The organism is Candidatus Omnitrophota bacterium, assembly GCA_028693815.1.
Classification (GTDB): domain Bacteria; phylum Omnitrophota; class Gorgyraeia; order Zapsychrales; family Aceulaceae; genus Aceula.
Genome location: JAQUUP010000005.1, coordinates 25,790 through 42,477, shown reverse-complemented (window position 1 = coordinate 42,477; position 16,688 = coordinate 25,790). Strand labels below are relative to the sequence as shown.

At 37.1% G+C, this 16,688-nt stretch carries 17 protein-coding genes; 1 reads left to right on the top strand and 16 read right to left on the bottom strand.

Going from position 1 to position 16,688, the window contains the following annotated elements; translation table 11 throughout:
- Nucleotides 1-42: 42 nt before the first annotated feature.
- The 12 genes from PHY73_02775 to PHY73_02720 form a co-directional block, all read right to left on the bottom strand.
- On the bottom strand, nt 43-1,485 hold the full coding sequence (locus PHY73_02775; GenBank protein MDD3374631.1) for an HD domain-containing protein: 1,443 nt from the start codon (nt 1,483-1,485) through the stop codon (nt 43-45).
- Nucleotides 1,486-1,639: 154 nt separating this feature from the next.
- A complete protein-coding gene (locus PHY73_02770) occupies nt 1,640-1,888 on the bottom strand; it encodes a bacteriophage holin (protein ID MDD3374630.1) in 249 nt (82 codons plus the stop codon).
- 114 nt (nt 1,889-2,002) lie between these two features.
- Complete coding sequence (locus PHY73_02765) at nt 2,003-2,599, bottom strand: iron-sulfur cluster assembly scaffold protein (protein ID MDD3374629.1); 597 nt, start codon at nt 2,597-2,599, stop codon at nt 2,003-2,005.
- Nucleotides 2,599-3,792 carry an IscS subfamily cysteine desulfurase gene (locus PHY73_02760; protein MDD3374628.1) on the bottom strand — a complete coding sequence of 398 codons (1,194 nt, stop codon included), beginning with the start codon at nt 3,790-3,792 and terminating at the stop codon, nt 2,599-2,601. The genes PHY73_02765 and PHY73_02760 overlap by 1 nt, the downstream gene beginning before the upstream one ends.
- Nucleotides 3,789-4,721 (bottom strand): quinolinate synthase NadA, encoded by a 933-nt coding sequence (gene nadA, locus PHY73_02755; GenBank protein ID MDD3374627.1) that lies wholly within the window; start codon nt 4,719-4,721, stop codon nt 3,789-3,791. The genes PHY73_02760 and nadA overlap by 4 nt, the downstream gene beginning before the upstream one ends.
- A 133-nt stretch (nt 4,722-4,854) precedes the next feature.
- A complete protein-coding gene (locus PHY73_02750; protein ID MDD3374626.1) occupies nt 4,855-6,762 on the bottom strand; it encodes a sensor histidine kinase in 1,908 nt (635 codons plus the stop codon).
- Nucleotides 6,763-6,780: 18 nt separating this feature from the next.
- Nucleotides 6,781-7,152 carry a response regulator transcription factor gene (locus PHY73_02745; GenBank protein ID MDD3374625.1) on the bottom strand — a complete coding sequence of 124 codons (372 nt, stop codon included), beginning with the start codon at nt 7,150-7,152 and terminating at the stop codon, nt 6,781-6,783.
- A gap of 15 nt (nt 7,153-7,167) precedes the next feature.
- Nucleotides 7,168-7,551, bottom strand: coding sequence for a response regulator (locus tag PHY73_02740; GenBank protein ID MDD3374624.1), 384 nt, complete (start codon nt 7,549-7,551; stop codon nt 7,168-7,170).
- Nucleotides 7,552-7,574: 23 nt separating this feature from the next.
- Nucleotides 7,575-8,525, bottom strand: coding sequence for an aldolase catalytic domain-containing protein (locus PHY73_02735; protein ID MDD3374623.1), 951 nt, complete (start codon nt 8,523-8,525; stop codon nt 7,575-7,577).
- A gap of 69 nt (nt 8,526-8,594) precedes the next feature.
- Nucleotides 8,595-8,894: a hypothetical protein gene (locus PHY73_02730; protein ID MDD3374622.1), complete on the bottom strand. Its 300-nt coding sequence runs from the start codon at nt 8,892-8,894 to the stop codon at nt 8,595-8,597.
- A gap of 4 nt (nt 8,895-8,898) precedes the next feature.
- Complete coding sequence (locus tag PHY73_02725) at nt 8,899-11,814, bottom strand: UvrD-helicase domain-containing protein (GenBank protein ID MDD3374621.1); 2,916 nt, start codon at nt 11,812-11,814, stop codon at nt 8,899-8,901.
- A gap of 9 nt (nt 11,815-11,823) precedes the next feature.
- A complete protein-coding gene (locus tag PHY73_02720) occupies nt 11,824-12,006 on the bottom strand; it encodes a hypothetical protein (GenBank protein ID MDD3374620.1) in 183 nt (60 codons plus the stop codon).
- Between the two features lie 289 nt (nt 12,007-12,295).
- Between PHY73_02720 and rpmB the strand changes: the two genes are divergently transcribed.
- Nucleotides 12,296-12,526, top strand: a complete 231-nt coding sequence (gene rpmB / locus PHY73_02715) for a 50S ribosomal protein L28 (protein ID MDD3374619.1) — start codon at nt 12,296-12,298, stop codon at nt 12,524-12,526.
- 145 nt (nt 12,527-12,671) lie between these two features.
- Here rpmB and recJ read toward each other — a convergent pair whose 3' ends face one another.
- From recJ to PHY73_02695, 4 genes are all read right to left on the bottom strand, one after another.
- A complete protein-coding gene (gene recJ / locus PHY73_02710; protein ID MDD3374618.1) occupies nt 12,672-14,351 on the bottom strand; it encodes a single-stranded-DNA-specific exonuclease RecJ in 1,680 nt (559 codons plus the stop codon).
- 2 nt (nt 14,352-14,353) lie between these two features.
- Nucleotides 14,354-16,027, bottom strand: coding sequence for an arginine--tRNA ligase (argS, locus tag PHY73_02705; GenBank protein MDD3374617.1), 1,674 nt, complete (start codon nt 16,025-16,027; stop codon nt 14,354-14,356).
- A gap of 8 nt (nt 16,028-16,035) precedes the next feature.
- Nucleotides 16,036-16,419 carry a ribosome silencing factor gene (rsfS, locus tag PHY73_02700; GenBank protein ID MDD3374616.1) on the bottom strand — a complete coding sequence of 128 codons (384 nt, stop codon included), beginning with the start codon at nt 16,417-16,419 and terminating at the stop codon, nt 16,036-16,038.
- 76 nt (nt 16,420-16,495) lie between these two features.
- A complete protein-coding gene (locus PHY73_02695; protein MDD3374615.1) occupies nt 16,496-16,666 on the bottom strand; it encodes a hypothetical protein in 171 nt (56 codons plus the stop codon).
- Nucleotides 16,667-16,688 lie beyond the last annotated feature (22 nt).

The window sequence follows — 16,688 nt, the reverse complement described above, 5'->3', positions numbered from 1 at the left end:
TAACTCCTTACAAGGTAGTAAATATTTTTAAAAAGGGATATCCTAAAGAATTGAAGCAAGCGCATCAACAATTTTTTGGTCAACTTTATCGCCCATCTCTTTTAACGTTTTCTTTGTCTCTTCAGCGCTTAAGGCTCTTCGATAAGGACGATTAGTCATTAAAGCATCACAGATATCTGCAACCGCTAAAATGCGCACCAGCAAACTTATCTCGTCACCCTTGAGACCATCTGGATAACCTGTTCCGTCAAGCTTCTCGTGATGATGACGAACAATATCGCAAAGCCCAGAAAGCGACTTGACTGATTTTACAATGCCCTCACCAATTTCGGGATGGTTTCTCATAACAACCCATTCTTGCTCTGTTAATGGGCCGTTTTTACAAAGGATATCGTCTGTGATTCCAATCTTTCCAAGATCATGCAATCGTGCGGCATCTCGCAACAATTTCTTTTCATCATCAGTCAGGCCAAATTTTTCTGCAATCTTCAAAGAATAATCAGAAACTCGATCCAAATGCCCGCGAGAATACGGATCTTTTGCCTCAACAGCTAAAGCTAAAGCTGAAATGATATCAAAGTATGTTTTTTCCGCATCAAGATTAAGCTGATCGTTTTCAACCGCTATTGCCGTTTGCGTTGCAATGCTTGTCAAAAGCGACGCATCATCATGTGTAAAATTTGTATCGAATTTTCGTCCGCAGATAACAATGATACCCAGCACTTTATCGTGGACTAAAAGAGGTGCGCACACCAGCGGAAATTCGAAATAATCGTGTTTAGCAGTCAACTTAAATGCAGCGGAATCCCTTTGAGAAATAATCAAGTTTTCTCTTGATTCAATAACCGACTTAAAAATAGATTCAGAAACCTTAAAGCAGGCATTTCTCTTAATTTTTAAATTCTCCCCTAATACCGTTCGAACATTCAGCTCTGTAGCTTCCGAATCTAAAAAAAGCAATGCACCAGATTTTGCTCCAACAGCATCAACAAGCGTTTCGACAATAAGCTCTAAAAATGCATCAATATTTTGAACAGAAGAAATCCCTTCTCCAACTTTAGCCAAAACAGACTGCAAGGTATTTTTGGCCATCTCAAGTTTTTCAACATTTTGCTCTAATTTAGAACGAATCTCACTAAATGTTTTCGTTAAAACAGCAACCTCATTATTATTTGACTGAATTTCCCCCATCTTGTCATCGTCTAAGAAATTTTGCAAAGCACTTTGATTACTTTTGATTAAACGCAATAATTTTCTAAAAACCATATTCATTGCAAAATAACCAACCGCAATCCCAAGAACAACCAAAGTCAGCGTTGCCCTAAAATCTTCAATCGTAATTTCAATCTTTCCAGAGTCAGTAAGTTGACGATAAAAATAATAAAGAACCCCCAAAGGGATCACAGAAAATAAAACAAAAAAAATATTAAATTGAGAAATCAAGGATGATTTCTCAAAAGACGTCATTCTTGGTTTTTTAGACAAACTAATCTCCTTATTTTAAAATACAAAAAATGATATGTGATTATAACATAAATCTTTGCTACTTAACAAAAAAAGTCTTAAGTTTTAATGATTGAATAAATAAAAATGGGCGGCCTTTTTTTTAAAGGCCGCCCATCTAAACCTATGCTCTACTTTATTTCGCTAATTTGTTATACAAAAGTGCGAAAACAAAACCACCAATGCCAGCATCCACAAATCCCCAAAGGGCGCCAATAACGCTTCCTAAAATTGTAGGCTGATACCCGATATAAAGCGTTGACATCATTTTGGTTATCCCGCAACCCCACGTTGAAAAAATATCGAAAATTCCAAGAAAAAACATACCAACACCCCAAACAACTCCACAACTAATTCCAAAAGCTTTCGCATCAAACTTTGCCATATGCCCTCCTGTGTTAAAATTGCTATAAGCTAAATCCTTGACCTTTTACATTTTGATGGTCAAGGATAAATTCAAGCAAACAACTTATCTCACTAAGTTCTCTAAGTTACGCTCTTATTTAAAATGTTCTTTAATGTATTTTTCCAAAATCACTTTTGCTTCTGTTTCACACTGACCACAAACCGTCCCAAGCTTTGTCCGCTCTTGAAGCTCATAATACGTTCGAGCACCTTCTAAAACAGCATCTTCTATTTCGTGATCAGTAACATTCATACATTGACAAATAATCTTTGCCTCTTCCTTGCAAACCTTATCAGTCATGCCATTTTTTTGATAATAATCATTAATCGCAGCACGTAGCGCTTTATCTCCCAAAACCGAGCAATGAATTTTATGCTCTGGAAGAGACCCTAATTGCTGCATAATTTCTTTTGGCGTTAATTTAAATGCTTTTTTAAGACTCATTCCTTTAATCATCTCAGAAAGAACCGATGTGCTTGCAATCGCCGATGCGCATCCGTATGTCTTCCATCGACAATCAATAATCATATCATCCTTAACTTTAATCATCATCATCATTTGATCGCCACATTTAATATTTCCAACCATTCCTTCACCATCCGGCTTAAAACCCTCATCATCCTTTAAAACATTTTTTGGATGCATAAAATGCTCTTTAACTTTATCGGTATAGACCCAATTAGATTCCATTATTTATCTTTCCTTACGTATGCCGTTGACATTTCGCGTATCTTATTAATTATCTTAGGAAATACCTCTAGCAAATATTCAATTTCTTTTTGTGTTGTTTCGCGCCCAAGGCTTATACGGATAGAGCCATGCGCTTGCTCAGCTCCCACCCCAGTTGCGAGCAAAACATGAGACGGATCAAGAGATCCTGAGGAACATGCCGATCCGGTTGAAACACTGATGCCTTCCATGTCAAGATAAAGCAAAATCGCTTCTCCTTCGGCTCCAGAAAAAGAAACATTTAATGTTCCAGCCAAACAATCATCAGGATGGCCATTAAAATGAATATCAGGAATACTTTTTTCAATCCCATGTTTCAACAAATTCTTTAAGCGTAAAAGACGTTTTTCTTCTTCCGCCATTTCTTTTGAACGCATCTCAACAGCTTTTCCAAGGCCAATGATACCTAATACATTTTCTGTTCCGGCGCGACGTCCTTTTTCTTGATGGCCACCTCGAATCAGCGGACAAAAACTAATTCCCTTCTTTACATATAACGCTCCGATACCCTTGGGCCCGTATATTTTGTGTCCAGAAAGTGTTAGAAAATCAACATTCAAATCATTAACATCAATAGGTATTTTGCCAACAGCCTGTACAGCATCCGTATGGAACAAAGATCCATGCTTATGAGCCAAATGACACAACATTTTGATGTCCTGGATTGTCCCGATTTCATTATTAGCTGTCATAATCGAAACTAAAGAAACGCCGCCTCTTAAAAGAATTTCCTTATATTGCTCAATATTTATTTTCCCATATTCGTCCACATCTAAAAAATCGACCTCAATGCCACGATCGCGCAAACACTTTGCTGTCTCAAAAACGCACGGATGCTCGATCTTAGTTGTAATAATTTTTTTCGATGCACTCTGAAAACTGCAGCAATGTTTTGACGGACAAGCCAACATCGAAAGAACTGTATTGTTAGCTTCTGACCCGCTTCCAACAAAAACAACCTCATCAATATTGGCCCCAATAAAAGAAGAAACCTTTTCTCTCGCACTATCCAATAACGTTTTTGCTTCCCTCCCAAACTCGTGCATGCTAGAAGGATTACCAAAAACTTCCATTGCCTCAACCAAAGCTTTCTTGACCTCCGGATGAAGCGGTGTTGTGGCATTGTTATCTAAATAAATTTTTGGATTTTTCATTTCTTTGTTAACTGTGCATTCTGTCGAAATTTAATCATATTATCAATTGGTTTTTTAGCACCCTTGATAATTTCTTGCGATAAAATAACTTCATAAACCATATTCCTTAAAGAAATCTCAACTTTTTCTAATGTTGTTTTTTTCATATTCGGACATACGGCTAACTCTGTTACAGGATAAAAAATCTTGTTTGGATTTTCCTTGCTTAACGGATAAACCATTTCAACTTCTGTTCCAACGATAAACTCTTTCGCATCCGATTCTTTAGCATAACGCAACATTCCCGATGTCGATAAAACTTCGTCCGCTTCCCTGATCACAGGGCCACTGCATTCTGGGTGAACCATCACCTTGGCATTCAGATGAAGCTTTTTAAGATCAATAATATGCTCTGCTAATATTCGTGCATGCGTCGGGCAATATCCTTGCCAAATAATAACATTACGATTTGTTTGAGATGCCGCATAGGAAGCTAAATATTTATCAGGAACAAATAAGATTTCATCATCTTCATCAAATGCTTTTTCAAGCATTTCAACAGCATTAGCAGACGTACAACAATAATCACATTCTGCCTTTACCTCCGCCGATGTGTTCACATAACAAATCACTTTTGCTTTAGGATGCTTTTTCTTTAGATCCTGCAATTGTTCTCGAGTGATCATATCCGCCATCGGACAACCTGCGCTGGAATCTGGAATCAAAACAGTTTTTTGTGGAGACAAAATCTTAGCAGTCTCAGCCATAAAATGAACTCCACAAAAAACAATCACGTCAGCGCTTGTTTTTGAGGCTTCAATGCTCAAGCCTAAGGAATCCCCTGTAAAATCAGCAATATCCTGAACCTCAGGCAACTGATAATTATGCACAAGAATAACCGCGTTGCGTTCTTTTTTAAGTTTTTTAATATTTGCAACAATATCATTCATAGGACAATCCTTTTTAAAAAGTATCCTTATATTATCTATATTCTATTTTCTTTTACAAGAGAAATCTAAATGCAGAAGAAAATCGCAGATAAGAAAAAAGCATGCCTACCACACTCATTTTTTTAAATCATTCTTATTCTTGGCTATCGCCAGAATCAACATTCTGCTTCGGCAAGGTAAATATAAACTTTGTTCCGACGCCAATTTCACTCTCGAGCCAAATCGTTCCGCCATGAAGCTCAACTAAACCTTTTGAAATCGAAAGACCCAATCCTGTTCCCTTTGTCCCAGGATCATTAATGGCTTTATGGCCAAGCTGCTGAAACTTGCTAAATACCTTGTCCAAGCTTTCTTTAGAAATTCCAGGGCCAGAATCTTCAACCATGCAAAGAATATGATCGCCCTTATCCTCTGCCGAAACTTCAATAAAACCTTTTTCCACAAATTTCATTGAATTGCCCGTTAAATTAAAAAATATTTGAATAATTTTATCACGATCCACGTTAACTATAATGCTCTCAGAAGAAGAACGATATCGCATTTGAATTTGATGATCTTTGGCTTTTAGCTCAAATGTTTGACATATTTCTTTAAGAACACCAACAATATCGATATCTTCCTTATGCAATTCAATCTTTCCAGCTTCAATCTTTGATAAATCCAATAAGTTATTGATCATTTCTGTTAAACGCTTAATATTGTTTAAAGAAATATTAATTAATCGCTGACTTATTTCTTTGGTATTTACTACCGTTTCATCGGCGAGCTGTGAAAGACTTCCTCTGATAATCGACATCGGCGTTCGAAGTTCGTGTGAAACCATTGAAACAAATTCTGATTTTAATTCATTGAGTTTTTTAAGCTCTTCTTTTTGCTGTTCTAGAATTTTATTCTTTTCATGAAGTTGTGCCGTTGTGCTTGCCAAAACCTTGGTCATTTGATTAAACGAGCGAGAAAGATCATGCAATTCATCCTCGCTATCAACCTTTGTTGTTACATCATAATTACCTCTTGCCACTTTTAAAGACGCATCTCGAATTTGTAAAATAGGACGAACAAAAGCTAGTCCTGCAACATGCACTAAAAATAAAATCAAAAGAATTAAACATCCACCAATAACAAGAATACGATTGCGAAATGCCGTCACTGGATCAAAAGCTTCTTCTGTGGCTGTTTCTGTTATAACGCACCATTGCTGATCCGGCAGATATCTTTGAACGCCTAAAACCATGTCCCCTCTGTAATTCTTATAAATTTCTGGACTTTTTGTTTTGTCAGAATCAAAACATGCATCAACGGCCCGTGTATTTACCTCTAAATTTAAAATAGCATCTTTAACAAACCGGGATTCAGTGATCATCAGCCTTGACTTGTTAACAATATATGTCTCCCCGGTTCTTCCCAAACCTTTGCGTGCGGCCGTAATCTCATCAAGAACGTTAGCATCGCTTCTTAAAAAAACAACACCAGAATACTCTCCCGATTCCCAATTTCGAACGCCTTCTAGAATTGTTAAGAATTTTTCATCCGTCAAAGAGTCCTTTTCAAATCCCATAAAATAAGTCCCTTTGCTATATAAAATATGCAAAAACTTAAACGGCATTTTTTTTCCGACTAAAAAACGATTTGTATTTGCGATAATATTGCCATGAATATCCCAAACACTTATATTGGCAATCGATGAAGCAAGATCAATATCTCGATAATCGCTTCGAGGTGTTTTTTTAATTTCACTATAAACAGATTCAATATCAGCCTGAACCATCTGAACCGTTCGAGGTGAATTAGCTCCCTGAGGGTCAAGCTGACGTATCGTAAAGGTACCCGCAAGCGCCTTAGCCTGCTCCTGACGAAGCCGAATAAATTGATTAATATGCGCAACGCGCGAATCGTTAAGGGCGCGCAAATTCCCAACAGTTCTTTCTTTAATTTCCGATTTTGTATAGAGATAGTTAAACAAACTGATAATAACAAGAGGGACAATCGAAATAATAATTAAGGAGAGAAAAAATTTAGGTCTTAGTTTAAGTTTTTTTAACATGATGCGTCTAATAAAAAACTATTCGGTAGCATGCAAAATATGGTTAATTCTCTTGCACAGATCTTCAAGGTCATAAGGTTTTTTAATATAATCTTCGACTCCCCCATGCAAAACTTCATGAATAAGCTGCTCATCTTCTGTGCCTGAAAGAATAATAACCGGAATCAATTTAGTATTGATCGACATCTTAACATTTCTTAATATCGCTAATCCTCCACCCGCAGGCAAATTAATATCTAAAATAATCAAATCAGGATTTTTGTTATGCGCTAAACTTGTACCCTGAATCGCATCATGTGCCACAAAAACTTCAAATCCTTTTGATACAAGATTCATCTGTAAAACAGTCGCAAGGTCAACATCATCCTCAACAATCAAAATTTTATGCATACCTTCCTCCGTCCATCAACTATGCTTTAAAATATTTTTATTAATTTTATCAACTAAATCATTCGCCTCAAAAGGCTTAATCACATAATCATCGGCCCCATAAAACGCATGAGCTTTATCAATCAAATCTTTTTCAATCGTTTGTGCTGTAAAAACAATAATCGGAATATGTTTAATTTCTTCGTCACATCTAACTTCATCACACACCTGATACCCATCTTTGTGAGGCATGTTAATATCCAAAAGAATTAAATCTGGCTTTTCTCTCTTAATATCCTTAATCGCATCCTTTGACGAGCTAAATGTTATAACATCAAAACCACGACTTGTCAGTATTGTTTCCGTTACTGTCAACATGTCTATTTCATCATCAAAAATAACAACTTTTTTCCCAGGCATGAAAACCTCCGTTGTTTTTTAGATTATTCTGTTTCCGTGCTTACTAAGCTTTCGTAAAACTCACGATAATTTTCTTTATGCTCACTTTCACGCAACGCCATCGCAAGCTTAGGATGCTCATTAAGCATGCCAGCAATCGCATAAGGAATAATATATCCCCATTCAATTTTATTACGCAATGGAATAAATTCTTTAGAAATTAAATCTAAAAGTGGACGAATATCAAATTTTGGATTTTTCAAAAATCCTAGCAAAAGCTCCAAGGGACAATTGCCTGCCGCACGCCCAATCCCATAAACAGTCGCATCCAAAAAATTTGCTCCATGAATAATCGCCTCAATAGTGTTTCCAAATCCAAGCTGCTGATTATTATGTCCATGAAATCCAACCTCTTTTGTCTTTAAAATATCTTTAAACTGCTTGACTAAATCTTCAACAGATTCCTGATAAAGAGCGCCAAAACTATCAACAATATAAATCGCCTTAGCTTGACATTCTTTTTCAACTTGACGCAAAGCTTGCGTAAGTTCTGGCCCCTGATCACGTGAAATAGCCATAATATTGATGGTTGTTTCATAACCTTTCCCATGAAAATCATTAACCATAGCAATGGCTTTATCAATATCTTTAACATAACAAGCAACTCTCACCATATCCACAGGACTGTCCGCCGCAGGCTTCACATCATCAATATTAACACGTCCAATATCAACCATAACCGAAACCTTGGCATTAGATTCGATACCATCAACAACCTGATGGATTACATCATCTTCACAAAATTTCCATAGCCCATATTCTTTTTCAGAAAAAAGATGTTTAGAGTTCTTGTACCCAAGCTCAATATAATCAGCCCCAGACTGAGAAACAGCCTTATAGACTTCACGGACAAACTTAATATCAAAATCATGATTATTAATCAATCCCCCATCGCGGATCGTACAATCTAAAACTTTAATTTGCTCCCGATACATGTATTTCGCCCCCTGTTATAAATAACTAAATAATATTGAAACTTATTCTAAGGCGATAATAGCCTTCTGTCAAGATGGGTCCGTTTTATATTTATAGGCGCAGCCACAGTCTCCTGGCCAACTTTTATGCAAAATATCCCTAATAGGAACGCAACGAAATTCTCTGCCCTGCTGTGTCTTATGAAGCCCAAAACGATTTTCATAAATATCGCACGAAGACTTTCCTTCTGTACTCATCCTTAAATGCTCACAAGGATCTCCATCTTGCAATCCACAACATGCGCCGCAATTAAGGCACTTATTTTCCCATGCTTGATACTGCTTTTCTTGCAGCTGATGATAATAAAATAAATCTAAATTCTGTTTCATTAATTTATGCCAAATTAATTTTAACTTTTGGACAAATTTGATTATATGCGCAATAGGAACAAGCTAAAAAATCTGGTTTAGGGTCAAATGTTCCCTTTCGAATACCATCAGAAGCGTCTTTGATAGCCGCTAAAATTTTATCAATATCCTTTTGAGTAACTTCTGCACGCCCAACCAATCCTGTCTCTAGAAAATGAAGCTCCTTAAAAGCAGGAAGTGTTCCAGTCATTTTTTCATACGCAAGGCTATAAAGATTAAGCTGTAAGTTTGCTTTTGCTTTTTTATCCGCATCAACCTGCTTTTTAATTTCCGACGATTTAAAATCAATAACAGTTGCCACTCCATCAACAACATCGACACGGTCCCATCGGCCAACCATGCGATTATTTTCAATCATAAATGAAAATTCTTTTTCAACAAACGACGGAATAATTTTTAGTCGCTCTTGTTGTAAATAGAACTCTTCCAGCGCCTGCTTCGCTCCTTGAATACGAAGCTCAATATGTTCTCTGGACAAAAATCCCTGCTTTTGAAATGAACGTTCAAACGCTTGAACAACGTCATCCAAAGAAACATCCTTGCCATCCATCTTTCTCTGATGATAAAGCTGAACGGCATCATGAAGTGCTTTTCCATAGGCAACCGTATGATGCGTCATAATCGGCACGCGAAGAATATGAATATATTTGTATTTTAACGGACAGGTCAAATAATCATCAATCTGATAATAACTTAACTTTAGAATCTCTTTGTCATCAATAATTTTCTTTGCAGAAACAAACGGTACTGCACTAGGAGCATTTCGCTCAATAGCTTGCAGTGCCGTTGTCTTAATCGTATAGGCATCTCTTTTCTCTTCAACAGATTCAACAACAAAACGGCTTACTTTCCTAGGCTGTTTTGTCCCGTAATCAACCGCAGATGTCAAAAACAATTCTTCCTTGGCACGCGTCATTCCAACATAAAAAAGTCTTCTCTCCTCTTGAATATGAAAATCACCTAAAGGTAAAATGTCTTTGATAAGCTCAGAAGGGAGTTCAATCGGATCACTCCGCCTTGGCCACGGAAATTTCTTTTCAATCAAGCTAACCATAAAAACAACTGGAAACTCTAATCCTTTAGCTTTATGTATTGTCATTACATTAACCGCAGACGTATCAATATCCGCCTCTGCAACCGCAGGATCATCTCCGACATTAATCATCATATCCAAATACTGAATAAAATATAAAACACGATCTTCATTAGTCACATGTTCGAAATTCTTAACAACATCAAAAAACTTTGCAATATTTCTTAACGTATCTTCGTTTTCGATATTTTGTTCTCTAACAAGACCCGCAATAAAACCTGTGTCAGTCAAAAACGTATAAAGCAATCTTCCTGTTGTATAATCTTTTGCCCAATCGATATACTTCTCGACATCCTTGAGAAACTGATCCTTTTTTTCAAGAAATTCATCAGACAACTCCAAAAACTCTTGAATTTGGTCTATATGCTTTAACGTATAAAATAAATCCCATTGTCTTCTCTTGGCATGATGCATCATTTGCGTTAATTCGACTGCTGGAATCTGATAAATACTTGACGTCGCCAAATAAAACAAGCTTAATGAATCACCAGGATTAGCAATCATGCGCAAAAAATGAATACACAGCCGGACTTCTTTAAGAGAATACAATCCTTGGTTGCCACTAAACTGCCATGGAATGCCGCGCATATTTAATGCGCGAATAAAAGGATCCGCTGTAGCATTAGATCGGACAAGAATAGCAAAATCGTTATATACATATTTCTTTTGATCGATGCACTCGCTAATATATTCAGATACCCAATCGGCCTCAGAAGACAACGTATCAAAATGGATATGTTTTGGATCCTGTCCTTTTTTATTCTGAGAAATTAGCTTTTTATCGATCTTGGCTTGCACCTCAAAACGATCAGGATTATTATTTTGAATCAAGCGATACGAGGCATCCAAGATATTTTGTGTTGATCGATAATTTTGTGTCAGCGCAATTTTTTCGCTATCAGGATACAGTTGAACAAAATTCATAATATTGCTCACAGCAGCTCCACGCCATTTATAAATCGATTGATCGTCATCCGCAACAACAGTCAAATTATTGTTTTGTGATAACAAAATCTTCACAAGCTCGAATTGCGCATAATTGGTATCCTGAAACTCATCAACCAAAATATAACGAAACTGATTTTGATATCTCTTTAGAACACGCGGATGCTCACGCAACAACTTTAAAGATAAATAAAATTGATTTGCAAAATCAAGTTTCCCCTCTTTTAAAAGAAGATCCTGATACTGCTTATAGCAAATCGCAAGTTCCATCTGACACTCTGATTCTTGTTTGAGAGCATCGTCTTTTGGATTTTCCGCAGACTCCTTTTTAAGGCTTTCTGCATGTTTTAGATATTCTTCCGGAGAAACATCTTCATCGAGCGCTCTTGAAAAAAGAGAAATCATCGCATCAACAAATTTAATAGGATTTCCTAGCGGACGAAAATGATTAAGTTGAAATTTAAAAAGATTTTCCTGAAAAAAAACAGCCGCTTGCGGTCGAGTCAAAACTTTAAAATCTGGATCAAGTCCAATCTCTAAAGCATTTTCTCTTAAAACCCGATCTCCAAATGAATGAAACGTTGAAATCCATGTATCCGTAAAACCATACGGGACCAAGATATCGACTTTTTCCTGCATCTGATAAGCCGCTTTATCTGTAAAAGTCAGCGCCAATATTTCACTCGGCTTAACTTTTTCATCCACAATCAGATGTGCAATGCGACGCGTAATAACCGTTGTCTTGCCGGTACCTGCTCCGGCAATAATCAAAAGTGGCCCATCGCCATGCATTACAGATTTTTTTTGCTCAGGATTGAGCTTTGAGGCAATCTCGTTAGGCATAACTAGTGCTTATCTTGATGGTTTCTTAAATTTATCAAGAATAGCGCATTCATACTTACAAGCAATCTCAGGATAAGCTCCTTCAAAGCTTGCAATGCATGTTGACATGCACATTGAACGCATAACCAAAAGCGCTGAAACCGTTCCAATAATAATCAAACCAATTAAAATCCAAATAACTTTTCTTTTCATATTCTCCTCTATCTTGAATTTTCTATTTGAAATTTCTAAATGGCATTATAACAGATATCTTAAAATAAAAAAACCTTAGTTTTGCAGTGTCTTTCGATCAATTTCCTACTTGACAAAACGCCATTTTTTAGTATACTTCTATTTCAACCCAATGCCTTTCGGGCATGGGGTAACGTTCAAGAATCAAAATAATTGAAACCCCAATGCCCTTCGGGCATGAGGTAAATTCGGCCAAAAAACTTATATCATAAAAATTCCATAAGTTTCGGCCTCATTTAAGGAAAAAATTATGGCAAAATCATGCGAAATATGTGGAAAAACCTCGATCGCTGGACGTAAATACAAAAGGCGTGGTATGGCTGTCCGAAAAGGCGGTGCAGGTCAAAAAATTGTCGGAAAATCTCCAAGACGATTTAGCCCAAATCTGCAAAGCGTTAAAATTGTTTTAAAGAACTCTACCAAAAGAACTTCTGTCTGCACAAAGTGTATCAAAGCTGGAAAAATTACAAAAGCAGCCTAAACAATTTCTTTAATTCTTTGAGCTTACAGAGCTAAAACTCTACAAGCGCCAAAAACTCTACGAACACTATAAATTTTCTTTAATCCCTCATTAAAAAATTCGGGATAACATCAGCTAAAATTTGCGTCGCTTGGCTTCCGCAAACTTAAGCTTCCTTGATATCCTTTAACTCTAATTGGACTGTTGGCTCTTTATTCCAATCATCGATTGAAACTTTATAGGCAAGATCTACTTTCTTACCCTGCTCAACAACGTTGCGATAACTTTCCATTCCAAATCCAACTGCAGAAAAAACATTAATGCCATCTGTAACCCAAAATTTTAGTGTCCCTCTACCCAACACAACAGCCGGACTTTTCACGGTTACCGCTCTCGAGCAAAAAATAGGCTCTGGATTTCCTTCCCCATAAGGCTCAAGCTTATTAACCAGATTAACCAAATTCATATTAACATCCGAAAGAGCAATCTCACAATCAATCGAAAGGCTCGGAATAAGATCTTCTGCACAAAGAGTATCACAAGCAATTCTGTTCATCTTCTCTCGAAGACCCGAAATATTTTCTTCCCGAACCGTCAAGCCAGCTGCATATTTATGTCCACCATAATTTTCCAACAAAGACGAGCATTGGCTAAGCGCATCAAAAAGATGAAATCCTTGAATCGATCTAGCCGATCCTACAGCTATGCCCTCTTCAATTGAAAGAACAATGGTAGGCCGATAATAAGTATCCATAATCCTTGCAGCAACAATGCCAACAACTCCTCTGTGCCATCCTTGTTCTCCAACAACAATAACTCGATCTGTCTTAAAATTCACTTCTTGCTCTACTTTTTTAAGCGCCGCATCAATAATTTCAGTTTGCATTTTTTGACGTTGCTTATTGTGATCCTCTAAAACCTGCGCAATGCCTCTTGCCTCATCAGCGCTCTCACTTAAAAGAAGTTGCAGAGATTTTTCGGCTGAATCAATGCGACCCATGGCATTAATACGAGGCCCTAAAATAAATCCAACATGGCGCGGCGTTAATTTCTTTTTGATCCGTGCGCCATCCATAAGAGCCCTAAGTCCAAAATTCTTTGTTTTTTCAATGGCCGGCAATCCTGATTTTACAAAAATTCGATTTTCTCCATAAAGAGGAACAACATCTGCAATCGTTCCCAAGGCTACCAAATCAAGATCTTCGATATATTGCGTTCCATGCAAAGCTTGCGCCAGCTTAAAGGCCAAAGCAACAGCAGCCAACCCTCCAAACGGATACGGACAATCTTTGCGCTTTGGATCAATGACAGCAACAGCGTCTGGAACGTTTTCTTTCAAAGGCTCATGATGATCAACAATAATCACATCAATTCCATTATCTTTTAATGTCTTAGCCTCTTCGATTGCACTAATGCCACAATCAACAGAAATCAAAAGGCTCACACCTTTTTCTTTTGCTTCTTTTGCAATCTCATGATTTAATCCATACCCATCAGTTAAACGATGCGGAATATGATTAATGACCTTGATTCCCAATTTCTTTAGCGCCTTTGTTAGAATCGCAGAAGAAGTCACTCCGTCAACATCATAGTCCCCAAAAACAAGGACAACTTCCCCGTTATCTTTTGCTTGCCTGATACGATTAACAGCCTTATCCATATCTTTAAGCAAAAAAGGATCGTGTAAATCTTTAAAATCGCTAAACAGAAATTGCTTTGCTTCTTCAGGAGTTTTGACACCACGATTCACTAAAAGTTGAGAAACAATCGGATGGATTTTAAGAACATTGCTTAACTGAACTTGCAGGTGAGGATTGGGAGTTTTAATAAACCACTTCTTGGGCATGACTACATCTTTTCCGGAACGCTTACACCTAAAAGATTTAATCCATTAGCAAATACAATGCGCGCCGCCTCAATTAAAACAAGACGGTCTGAAGACAATTTTGGGTCATCCCCAATCACTTTATGCTTATCATAAAACTTATGAAAACAACCTGCTAAGTCCATAAGATACGAAACCATACCAAACGGATCAAGCTGAACCAAACAGATTGCAAGCGCATCTTCAAATGCTGCCATTTTTTGGATTAAATCAATCTCTTCAGGTTCCTGAAAAGATGAGAAGTTTTTCTTTGAAGGTTTAAATTTTTGTTCCTTTGCTTTCGCGAAAATACTTTTAATGCGCGCATGCGCATACTGAATATAATAAACAGGATTTTCTGGAGATTGTTCTTTGGCAAGTTCTAAATCAAAATCCAAATGAATTTTAATATGTCTCATCAAAAAGAAAAATCGAGCCGCATCAACGCCCACCTCATCGATAACTTCGCGCAAACTGATAAATTCTCCTTTGCGCGTTGACATTGACAAAGGTTTGCCATCTCGATAAAGCGTAGCTAGCTGAACAATCAAAACATCCAAATTCCTTGAATCATAACCAAGGGCTTGGACAGCTGCCTTAAGTCGAGCCACGTATCCATGATGGTCCGGACCCAAAATATCAATAACACGATTAAATCCCCGCTCAAATTTATTTTTATGATAGGCAATGTCCGGCGCCAAATACGTATATTGACCATCAGACTTTTTAACAACGCGATCTTTGTCATCACCCAATGCGGTTGTGCGAAACCATGTCGCACCCTCTTCAGTATAAATATGCCCTTTTGCAGCAATCGACTCCAAAGCTTTTTTAACGCTCTCTGGATTAGCAACTTTAGCTTGCGATGTCCAAGTGTCAAACTGAACACCAAAATCTTTTAAATCATTTTTGATTCGGTCTAAAAGATATATAACGCCAAATTCTTCAAAATCTTTTTCTTTTTTCTTTTCAAGCCCAACGATATCCTTAATTTGATTTTCCCTTAAGAAATCATTGGCAATATCTTTAATGTAACTTCCCTGATAATGATCTTCCGGAAACTCAATAGTATCACCTAAAATTTCGCGTGCTCTAAGCCGAATCGATTGACCCAAAATCTTAATCTGATTTCCCTCGTCATTAATATAATATTCTTTTTTTACCTCAAAACCTAAGAATCCTAAAATATTACCCAGCACATCTCCGACGGCAGCTTGACGTGCATGAGCAACGGTCAGAGGCCCTGTAGGATTAGCCGAAACAAATTCAATCTGAATTTTCTGCCCCTTACCAATACTTGATTTTCCAAACTGAGAACCTAATCGCAAAATATCTTCAAGGATATCGCAGAATACTTTATCAGATAAAAAGAAATTAATAAATCCTGGCGGGCTAACTTCAACAGATTTAATTTTGCTCTTTAAGGGAGAATTTTCAATAGACTGGATAATAAGCCCTTTAAATTCTTCGGCAATAGCCATAGGACTTTTTTTGAAAATTTTGGCACAACGTAAAGCAACGTTAGATGAAAAATCACCATGCGTTTTTTCTTTTGGTTTTTCTAACTCAATGGAAGGAAGCTCAAAGGAGCCTTGGGTGGCTCCTTCGAGTGACTTTTTAATGAAATCTTCTAATTGGATCTTGAAATTTACTAGCATAAGCGAATTTACTTTTGCCAATCAATTTTTTTTCCGCCTTGCCAGAGATACTCTAACCCGTAAAACTCCCGCGCTTGTTTTTCGAAAACATGAACCACGACATCTCCAATATCAATAATAATCCACTTAGCATCGCGGTAACCTTGTGGACGAGCCACAAAAGTACCTTGTTCACTAAGGCCCTCACGCATCCCATCAGCAATGGCTTTAACCTGACGATCAGAATTTCCAGAGCAAATAATAAAATAATCACAAAAATTTGCGACTTTCCGAATATCAAGTACAACCAAATCTTCTGCTTTCTTGCTTAAGGCAAGCTCCGCAATCAATTGAATGGTTTTCTTTGAGGTCCGCTGGGGTTTTTTACTTGTAACAGAAGATTTTTTTGTCAAATCTTAACCGAGCCTAATGTACGCTTTTGCCCGTAAAAAAATTTATGCATGTGATCAATAAATTCGTTTTACCGGATTACTTCTTTAATTTTGCTGCTTGATCTTTAGAAAGAACTCTCCAGCATTCATGTGTTCCTTGCTGTGATTTTGTAACAGCAAAAAAACGACCACTTTTTTCTCTAACCTCATATTCGCTAGAGTTGAATTTTGCCTTTGTTTTTACATCGTAGAAAGATAACTCTTCCATGGAAACTCCTTTCGTTAGTTTA

What these genes read in the sequence shown, in the direction of transcription:
- PHY73_02740 (MDD3374624.1), bottom strand. Translation starts at nt 7,551, where the DNA reads ATGCCTGGGAAAAAAGTTGTTATTTTTGATGATGAAATAGACATGTTG.
- PHY73_02770 (MDD3374630.1), bottom strand. Translation starts at nt 1,888, where the DNA reads ATGGCAAAGTTTGATGCGAAAGCTTTTGGAATTAGTTGTGGAGTTGTT.
- PHY73_02760 (MDD3374628.1), bottom strand. Translation starts at nt 3,792, where the DNA reads ATGAAAAATCCAAAAATTTATTTAGATAACAATGCCACAACACCGCTT.
- PHY73_02725 (MDD3374621.1), bottom strand. Translation starts at nt 11,814, where the DNA reads ATGCCTAACGAGATTGCCTCAAAGCTCAATCCTGAGCAAAAAAAATCT.
- PHY73_02730 (MDD3374622.1), bottom strand. Translation starts at nt 8,894, where the DNA reads ATGAAACAGAATTTAGATTTATTTTATTATCATCAGCTGCAAGAAAAG.
- PHY73_02695 (MDD3374615.1), bottom strand. Translation starts at nt 16,666, where the DNA reads ATGGAAGAGTTATCTTTCTACGATGTAAAAACAAAGGCAAAATTCAAC.
- recJ (MDD3374618.1), bottom strand. Translation starts at nt 14,351, where the DNA reads ATGCCCAAGAAGTGGTTTATTAAAACTCCCAATCCTCACCTGCAAGTT.
- PHY73_02735 (MDD3374623.1), bottom strand. Translation starts at nt 8,525, where the DNA reads ATGTATCGGGAGCAAATTAAAGTTTTAGATTGTACGATCCGCGATGGG.
- rpmB (MDD3374619.1), top strand. Translation starts at nt 12,296, where the DNA reads ATGGCAAAATCATGCGAAATATGTGGAAAAACCTCGATCGCTGGACGT.
- PHY73_02720 (MDD3374620.1), bottom strand. Translation starts at nt 12,006, where the DNA reads ATGAAAAGAAAAGTTATTTGGATTTTAATTGGTTTGATTATTATTGGA.
- PHY73_02750 (MDD3374626.1), bottom strand. Translation starts at nt 6,762, where the DNA reads ATGTTAAAAAAACTTAAACTAAGACCTAAATTTTTTCTCTCCTTAATT.
- PHY73_02745 (MDD3374625.1), bottom strand. Translation starts at nt 7,152, where the DNA reads ATGCATAAAATTTTGATTGTTGAGGATGATGTTGACCTTGCGACTGTT.
- PHY73_02765 (MDD3374629.1), bottom strand. Translation starts at nt 2,599, where the DNA reads ATGGAATCTAATTGGGTCTATACCGATAAAGTTAAAGAGCATTTTATG.
- nadA (MDD3374627.1), bottom strand. Translation starts at nt 4,721, where the DNA reads ATGAATGATATTGTTGCAAATATTAAAAAACTTAAAAAAGAACGCAAC.
- argS (MDD3374617.1), bottom strand. Translation starts at nt 16,027, where the DNA reads ATGCTAGTAAATTTCAAGATCCAATTAGAAGATTTCATTAAAAAGTCA.